The sequence below is a fragment of the Colwellia sp. D2M02 genome (genome assembly GCF_018860755.1).
Taxonomy (GTDB): domain Bacteria; phylum Pseudomonadota; class Gammaproteobacteria; order Enterobacterales; family Alteromonadaceae; genus Colwellia; species Colwellia asteriadis.
The window spans coordinates 1-8,145 of the sequence record NZ_JAHKPW010000007.1; the positions used below are offsets into that span (position 1 = coordinate 1).

The 8,145-nt window shown below is 36.8% G+C and carries 8 protein-coding genes and 1 pseudogene; 3 read left to right on the plus strand and 6 right to left on the minus strand.

Annotated elements, in window-relative coordinates:
- The 3 genes and pseudogenes from KO495_RS17465 (at position 1) to KO495_RS00755 (ending at position 3,236) form a co-directional block, all read left to right on the plus strand.
- A pseudogene (locus KO495_RS17465) lies at positions 1 to 207 on the plus strand (hypothetical protein).
- Positions 208 to 299: 92 nt separating this feature from the next.
- A complete protein-coding gene (locus KO495_RS00750) occupies positions 300 to 818 on the plus strand; it encodes an NUDIX hydrolase (protein WP_215978485.1) in 519 nt (172 codons plus the stop codon).
- A 234-nt stretch (positions 819 to 1,052) separates the two neighbouring features.
- Complete coding sequence (locus tag KO495_RS00755; protein WP_215978486.1) at positions 1,053 to 3,236, plus strand: OsmC domain/YcaO domain-containing protein; 2,184 nt, start codon at positions 1,053 to 1,055, stop codon at positions 3,234 to 3,236.
- A 331-nt stretch (positions 3,237 to 3,567) separates the two neighbouring features.
- On the opposite strand, the gene KO495_RS00760 is transcribed toward KO495_RS00755, so the two are convergent.
- From KO495_RS00760 to KO495_RS00785, 6 genes are all read right to left on the minus strand, one after another.
- A complete protein-coding gene (locus KO495_RS00760; protein ID WP_215978487.1) occupies positions 3,568 to 4,428 on the minus strand; it encodes a hypothetical protein in 861 nt (286 codons plus the stop codon).
- Positions 4,429 to 4,470: 42 nt separating this feature from the next.
- Positions 4,471 to 4,902 carry a hypothetical protein gene (locus tag KO495_RS00765; protein WP_215978488.1) on the minus strand — a complete coding sequence of 144 codons (432 nt, stop codon included), beginning with the start codon at positions 4,900 to 4,902 and terminating at the stop codon, positions 4,471 to 4,473.
- A gap of 215 nt (positions 4,903 to 5,117) precedes the next feature.
- Positions 5,118 to 5,975: an RHS repeat-associated core domain-containing protein gene (locus KO495_RS00770; protein ID WP_215978489.1), complete on the minus strand. Its 858-nt coding sequence runs from the start codon at positions 5,973 to 5,975 to the stop codon at positions 5,118 to 5,120.
- A gap of 177 nt (positions 5,976 to 6,152) precedes the next feature.
- On the minus strand, positions 6,153 to 6,578 hold the full coding sequence (locus KO495_RS00775) for a hypothetical protein (protein ID WP_215978490.1): 426 nt from the start codon (positions 6,576 to 6,578) through the stop codon (positions 6,153 to 6,155).
- A gap of 50 nt (positions 6,579 to 6,628) precedes the next feature.
- Entirely contained in the window at positions 6,629 to 7,132 is a 504-nt protein-coding gene (locus KO495_RS00780; protein WP_215978491.1) for a hypothetical protein, read from the minus strand.
- Between the two features lie 5 nt (positions 7,133 to 7,137).
- Positions 7,138 to 8,145 (minus strand): RHS repeat-associated core domain-containing protein (locus KO495_RS00785; RefSeq protein ID WP_215978492.1); only part of this gene is annotated, 1,008 nt, incomplete at its 5' end.

The window sequence follows — 8,145 nt, forward strand, 5'->3', positions numbered from 1 at the left end:
GTGTGTTGCCTAGTCATTCTAAGCAAATACTGTTCAACAAAGAGTAAAACGCTTTTAGCCGAATCCTTCGGACAGCGTTTGTTGGTCATTTTTACTGCGTTATCGCCTTTTTAGGTAGAATAACTACATTACAAAGGCTCTTCCTTGTATAAATACCCAACAAAAAGCTGCAAAAATAATCTCGAAAGATCAACAGCCCCTAACTAAAGATGACATTGATAATTCCCCTTTAACCTTGTGCTATTGCTACGTACAATAGCAACATAAGCACACCATAGTTCACTTACCTCAAATATTATATGCAGTTACTCAAATCTACCGTTCATGCCGACGTTACTGACTTTTCAGCGCCCACATTTATCCGTAAAGCAACACGGGCTATTGTATTAAGAGGAGATAATATTTTACTACTTTATACTAAGCGCTATCACGACTATAGCCTTCCTGGCGGTGGTATTGACGAAGGTGAAAGTAATATTGATGGGCTTATTCGTGAACTAAGAGAAGAAACAGGGGCACAACGAATCGAAAATATTAGCGACTTTGGTTTATATGAAGAGTTTCGGCCATGGCACAAAGCCGATTTTGATATTGTGCATATGAAATCCTATTGTTACGTTTGCACTATTGATGATGAGCAACTTGAGCCCGCCTTAGAAGAGCACGAAATTAACAATGGTATGCACCCAGTGTGGATGAACATTCACCAAGCGATTGCTCATAATGAAGAAACTATCGCAAAAAGCGCTAAAAAAGGCTTATCAATTGAACGTGAAACATTTTTACTTAAATTAATTGTTAGTGAATTACTCGAATAGTAAGCGAATAGCTCAACTGGAACATAAGCTATTTAGCCAGCAAGCTAACTTACTTTCAATTAAAGCAACTTATTCTCAATTAAAATAACTTAACCAAGACTATTACGATAAAAAAACAGATAATAGCTATATTAAAAGTCACACTATTATTCGTCGTTAAACTGAAGATGTAACACGCGTTACTTTTAGCCCTAACTCACGACTTATAACTTAAACAATTTTGGAAACTATGTAATGGAAATTAAAGTTAACTTTCTCGACAATCTCAAACTTGAAGCTAAGTTTGATGACTTTACCGTCATTGCTGACCAACCTATTCGCTACAAAGGTGACGGTTCAGCCCCTGGGCCTTTCGACTACTTTTTAGCGTCATCGGCACTTTGTGCGGCATACTTTGTAAAAGTGTATTGCGCTTCAAGAGATATTCCAACAGACGACATTAGACTTTCACAAAACAATATTGTTGATCCTGAAGATCGTTACAATCAAATATTTCAAATTCAAGTAGAGCTGCCAGAAAGTATTTCAGAAAAACACCGCGAAGGTATTTTACGCTCTATTGACCGTTGTACGGTAAAAAAGGTAGTACAAACAGGCCCAACATTTAAGGTTGAAACGGTAGCTAGTCTCGAGCAAGATGCACAGGCAATGCTTATTGCTAAGCCTAATGAAAGTAGCAACACCTTCATCTTAGGTAAAGACTTACCTCTTGAACAAACTATCGCTAATATGACAAATATATTAGCCGACTTAGGCATGAAAATTGAAATTTCGTCTTGGCGCAATATTGTGCCAAACGTGTGGTCTTTACACATTCGTGATGCAGCCTCACCTATGTGTTTCACTAACGGCAAAGGTTCTACTAAAGAAAGTGCGCTTTGCTCAGCATTAGGCGAATTTATTGAACGCTTAAACTGTAACTTTTTTTACAATGATCAATTTTTTGGTCAAGACATTGCCAACAGCGAGTTTGTTCATTATCCCAATGAAAAGTGGTTTCCATTAGAAGACGACGACGCACTTCCTGTTGGTATTTTAGATGAGTACTGTCTTGATATTTATAACCCTGATGAAGAATTACAAGGTTCGCACTTAATTGACACTAACTCGGGCAATGTTGAACGCGGTATTTGTTCAATCCCTTACGTGCGCCACTCAGATGGAAAAACCGTTTATTTCCCGTCAAACCTTATTGAAAACCTATTCTTAAGTAACGGAATGAGCGCGGGTAATAACTTCGAAGAAGCCAAAGTACAATGTTTGTCTGAAATATTTGAGCGTGCAGTAAAACGACAAATAATTGAGCAAGAAATTGTGTTACCCGATGTGCCGCAAGCGGTACTTGAAAAGTATCCAAATATTTTAGCTGGTATTCAAGGTTTAGAAAAACAAGGTTTTCCTGTTGTTGTTAAAGACGCCTCTTTAGGTGGTCAATTTCCAGTAATGTGTGTCACGCTAATGAACCCGAAAACTGGCGGTGTATTTGCCTCATTTGGCGCTCACCCAAGCTTTGAAGTAGCACTTGAGCGCAGCTTAACTGAGTTACTACAAGGTAGAAGTTTTGAAGGCCTAAACGATGTACCTAAGCCAACATTTAACAGTATGGCGGTTTCTGAGCCAGAAAACTTTGTTGAACACTTTGTTGATTCAACCGGCATCATTTCGTGGAAATTTTTCAGTGCGAAACATGACTATGACTTTGTTGAATGGGATTTTTCTGGCACAAACGAAGAAGAATGCAGCGCATTATTTGGCATCCTAGAAGATTTAGGCAAAGAAGCTTATATCGCTGAGTTTTCAGACTTAGGTATAGCCTGCAGAATACTTGTACCTGATTATTCCGAAGTTTACCCTGTGGAAGATTTGATCTGGGACAATACCAATAAAGCCCTACATTACCGAGAAGACATTCTAAATATACACTCATTAAATGAAGAGCAACTTGCATGTTTAGTAGAGCGCTTAGAGGAAAGTCAGCTTGATAACTATAGCGATATTATTAGCTTAATTGGTATTGAATTTGACGAAAACACCGTTTGGGGTCAACTCACTATTCTTGAGTTAAAAATATTAATTTACTTGGCTTTGGGCGCGCTAGAAGAAGCCGCTGAGTTAGTTGAAACCTTCTTGCAATATAATGACAATACGCCTGCACGTGTGTTGTTTTACCAAGCGATGAGTACTTTATTAGAGATAGCGTTAAATGAAGATCTTGAAATAGAAGATTACCTTGACAACTTAACGCGTATGTTTGGTACCGAAGTAATGGATAACGTGGTTGGCTCAATCAATGGCGATGTCACCTTTTATGGACTAACTAAGACCAGTATGAACCTTGAAGGCTTAGATAAACATTTACGTTTAATCGAAAGTTATAAAAAACTTCATCAAGCACGTATGCTTAAAGCGCAAGGTTAAATAAACTTAATCGAGAAAATAATTTGATTAAATGATGTCGTACACGACTAATAGCTTCATCTGTGTTCACATCTCGTAGAAAAAAGGGCAATAACATTCTCATGTTATTGCCCTTTTTAAATTCGATATGTACAGTTTAACTAGTAGTTTTCTGAAACCATATTGATGGTATGTTCACTTTAGGACAAAAGCTTAAAGAGAAAGGACATAGCGTCCGCACTCTCTCAATGGGCTAAATATAATCTAGTCATATATCATTCTTAATATTGAATCTAGTTTTACACTGTAGAACTATTAATTAATGTGTACCTGACCCCATTTATTTTAACCACTATACCCATTCGAATGAACTAGGCTCATCTAGTATGGGGGATTCGATAAACTCTGGATAAACAGTTATCACATTATCTGTTACCAGCCGTAGTTTTTTATTATTTTCTATTAAAGCTTTCCAGGTTTCTTTCCTGAACATCAAGCTTACAGAAAAACCATCATCAATAAATAACATTAGTGTTGTCGAATCGTTTATGCTCTCGGGTGAAATAAATTTGGTTCCATAGTCAAAGTCTTCACTAAAAACAGAAAAAGCTTTATGACCACATATGTCGCATTTCCAACTCTGCTGAAAATCATTAGGATATTCTGCACCTTTTAGTCCAACAGGGGTGATAGCTGACTTGGTTATCAGTTCAAAGTAACCACATTCTTTTTTGTCATATAATACAGGCCTTAATTCTAGATGAGCCACTTCCATAGATGAAAGAGCACCAATAAAAGAACTTGAATATATTTTGATTTCAGGAAAACAACCAGAAACTCCACAAACATCTCCTTTAGGCATTGCATCAACAGAAAGCAATGCCAAAGAACGTTCGCCTTTTATGCCAAAATGGCATTTATTGCAATTACCATATTTATACAAGACCTCTTTATTTAAAGCTCGTACACTATCATTGTAACCGATAGAAACGTGAAAGCTTTTACCGACTGTATTTTTCTTTTCAATCGGGGGAAATATTTCTAAAATAACTTCTCCATCTCCCGTAGCATCGATTATTTGTCTGCATAAATCCTCTTGTGCAGAATCAATACACTTAGAACTCGCGGAAATATCCTTAAGTCCATAGGGAGTCAATTTGTATAGACTTTGCTCAAGTGAACACTGAATTAAATAAATATTCCCCTCACTCATTAAATTACTAACCCATTTATTTGATCTAGTACTCCAGTTTGGTTACTTCTGCTCGAGCCAATTTATAAGTTCAACCAAGTCCTCTGTATCTAAGTTTTCTTGAATTTCACTCTGAATGCTATCACCCAAATAGGCTAAATACTTAGATAAAGCTTTTTTTTCATTACCATTGAGAGCATTTCGCCGCTCTTCATTTTCCAAATAAACCAAAAAGGTATCCAGAAAGTATTCTTCACCTGTACCCGTAGCAAGACGTGCTAACCCGGGTAAGTAATATAAAAAGCCCTCGATACTAGTAAAACTTATTGGTGAATAAGCGATGTTACCTACATCTTGGAATGAAATGGTGTCATTATCTTTTGATAGCAATGTATCATCATGCTCTGCGTTCTCTTCACAATACATATAATCAGTAAAATGTTCTGGTTTATTTCTAGAGGCAAAAGCGGCGCATAAACTTTGATATTCAGTCATTATCGGCACAACCTTTCTATTTTCAATTCAAGTTTCTCCGCTGCTTTACGCATTTCATCAATTGCAGTTTGATGCCCTTTATCAGTACCTCCGTACCACCTTTTCCCAAACTCTTCTCTCATATCCGCACAATCTCTATTCCTTTGTAATTCCCATCTCCACTTGTCACATTGAGAGCCACCACCGGGCCACTTTTCTCCACATCGATTCTTATATTATCTTCGATTTCCTTCATAAGCTACTTTATCATTAGCACTTTTAATTTTAGGCGCACTTGTTGCTTCAAAAATACTCCAAGAAGTATTTTCAAAGCCAACCGCAACAATATATGTTGCCGCAGAAGCCTTGAGCGCGAAGCTTGCATAACTAGGCATTGAAACTGAACTTAATCTCATACTTGCATTTACAATAGATAGCTGTCCAGCTATTGTCATATAACCTGAAGGATCAATACCATTAATTGCATCGGAGTCTGCATATATATACTTATTAAGTGTTATAGGTTTACAGGTTTTTCCTCCCCACTCATCCATCTGACTAAACCGACCAATCCCTTGGTCGTAATATCTCGCCCTCAAATAATAATTATCTAATTCATTATCATATTGCTCGCCCGTAAATAAGTAACTATTTTCAGTTTCACCTGATTGGTTTAATAACTCACCAAAGGCTTCATGGTCATAAGTATCGGTTACTGTTTCACTGCTATCAGTTAATGCTTGGGTAGAGCCTAAACCATCGTATAAGTAATAATAACTTTCATTATTACTTGCCTGAGATATTAAATCTAAACCATACAAATAATTAGTTAAGACTTGATCACTGTCGTCACTTTCTGCCAATACTTGCGCATAGTCGCGATTGCTATCAACAATAAAATACTTGGTTGTACCGTTGACCGTTTTATTTACGCGAATACCATCAACATTGTATTGGTAGCTCGTCGTGTTTGTACCATCAATAAAATCGGTTAGTTTGCTCTTAACATTGTATTGATAGGTTTTGGTGCTATCGCCATCAGTTTCTGACAGGGTATTACCATTGTCATCATACGCATAATAACCATGTGTCACCGACCCCTTTTATTAAGAGTTTTATTTACATACTCGATTATTTTATCTTGGTTCATTTAATCCCTTCTAGATATGTAGTCTTATCTAACAAAAAAAGAGTGAGACTGTCAGGATCTTTATGTAGACAAGCTAAATCAGGAAAACTTGAAAGTGCTTCAAGCATAAGAGCCACAGTATCTACAATTGTAATTCCTTTAGGCAGGATTGAATTGTTTCTTCAATATCTTTTATTGTATCTGATATTTCAAAATCATAAGTGGTGACTGCATTAAAATATTTCATCAATGCTAATGTAACGATCATCACACATAAGCAATCTCCGAAGCTTCCCCCCCAAGACATGGCTATATAATTGGTTCTGTCTTCTAAATAGGGCTCAAATTCATCGCTTTCTTCCAGAATGTCCTCTATTTTTCCGCACTCTAACTCAAAGCCTATATCGTCAAATCCGTCAATCGAGCAGGGGGAGAAGCCTTCATCCTCATTGAGATTAAACTCAGGTTCGAGTTGTAATTTAAACTCTAACTCCAAATCAGTAATTGCAGACTGGAGGGTATCCCTAGAAGGTAATTCCCCTTTAATAAAGCAAAATTGAGTATTCATAGTACATCTCTTCTTTACATTAATTTAGGCAACTATGTTTCGCTTAAAATTCACACCAGCTCCCTTTTAGGTGGAAAACCGTATGACCTTATCGGGTTGAGTAGGGCATATATTTCTTCTGCCGAACATTGCTCCTTAACGTAATCATACATATTATCAAGATAGTTTTGTCGTGTTTTAATACTATCAAACCAAGGAATTGCATACTTTTCTAATAGCTGGACGATCTCGTTTAAGTCCGTTTCAATATTTTCAAGGCTCCAATAGTCTCCAGTAAAATCAACGCCTTCATCTGTTAAGTAACCCCCTATCATAATTCCTCCGCCACGAGGAAAGTTTTCAAGCATATCGGGTTCTAATTCTACAACTGAACAGGTAACAATAACCCTTAAATTACCGCCTCTGGTCACATCAAATATAACAAAATCATATATATCTTCACTTCGTAGCCTCGAAAATATCATCGACGAAAAATGTTCGAATCCGAAATCACTTTCCAAGTGAGGTATTAAGTTTGATTTAGCAGTTTTCTCTATTTTTTTTAATGTTGTCATAAAAATTACTTTTTAACCGATACTTGTATTTCAAAGATATCTGCACCCATAAATCTAGATTTTAACTTTTTCCCTCTAGATTTACTCATAGCCGCACCTGTTTTTAAGTCAAAAGCTAAAATAGGTTTGCCTCTTTGCAGAATTACTACATCCAGACCTAAAGAGCCCTTTTCTCTTCTGTATTTTGCGGGCACATCTTTTCCGTTTTTATTAACAAAAAAGACTTCTGCATCGATAGACAATCCAAACTTCTTAAATTTCTTGTTGAAAGTCTTTTTCATTTCAAGAATTTTCTTCTCAAAGCGAGTATGAGCAAATGTACCCATAACACGTTTTGAAGCTTGGCTCTGGATATTATCAGTTAAAACTCCTAAGAAGGCCTCTCTTGCAAATGTGACAATCATGTCCCCTACAAGGCCTAAACTTTCACCACTGCCCCTAGACACTCGGTTCACTAAGAATCGATTCAATGCACTTTGACCTACAGCCGAGCTTTGTCTAGCTAAAATACCATTAATTCTTAATGTTGCATTTATATTAGAAAGTGTGATATTTCCAGACGGGTCTATATTATTGACAGGTTCAGAGTACGCATATAGGTATTTATGTTGGCTTGCAGGCTCAACACTTCTCCCTTGATATGTATCTAACTGCGTCAATCGTCCTATTTCTTGGTCATAATACCTCGCCCTCAAATAATAATTATCTAACTCACTATCATATTGCTCACCCGTAAATAAGTAACTATTTTCAGTTTCACCCGTTTGATTTAATACCTGCCCAAAGGCTTGATAGTCATAAGTATCGGTTACCGTTTCACTGCTATCAGTTAATGCTTGGGTAGAGCCTAAACCATCGTATAAGTAATAATAACTTTCATTATTACTTGCCTGAGATATTAAATCTAAACCATACAAATAATTAGTTAAGACTTGATCACTGTCGTCACTTTCTGCCAATACTTGCGAATAGTCGCGAGTGCTAGCAACAATAAAATACTTGGTTGTACCGTT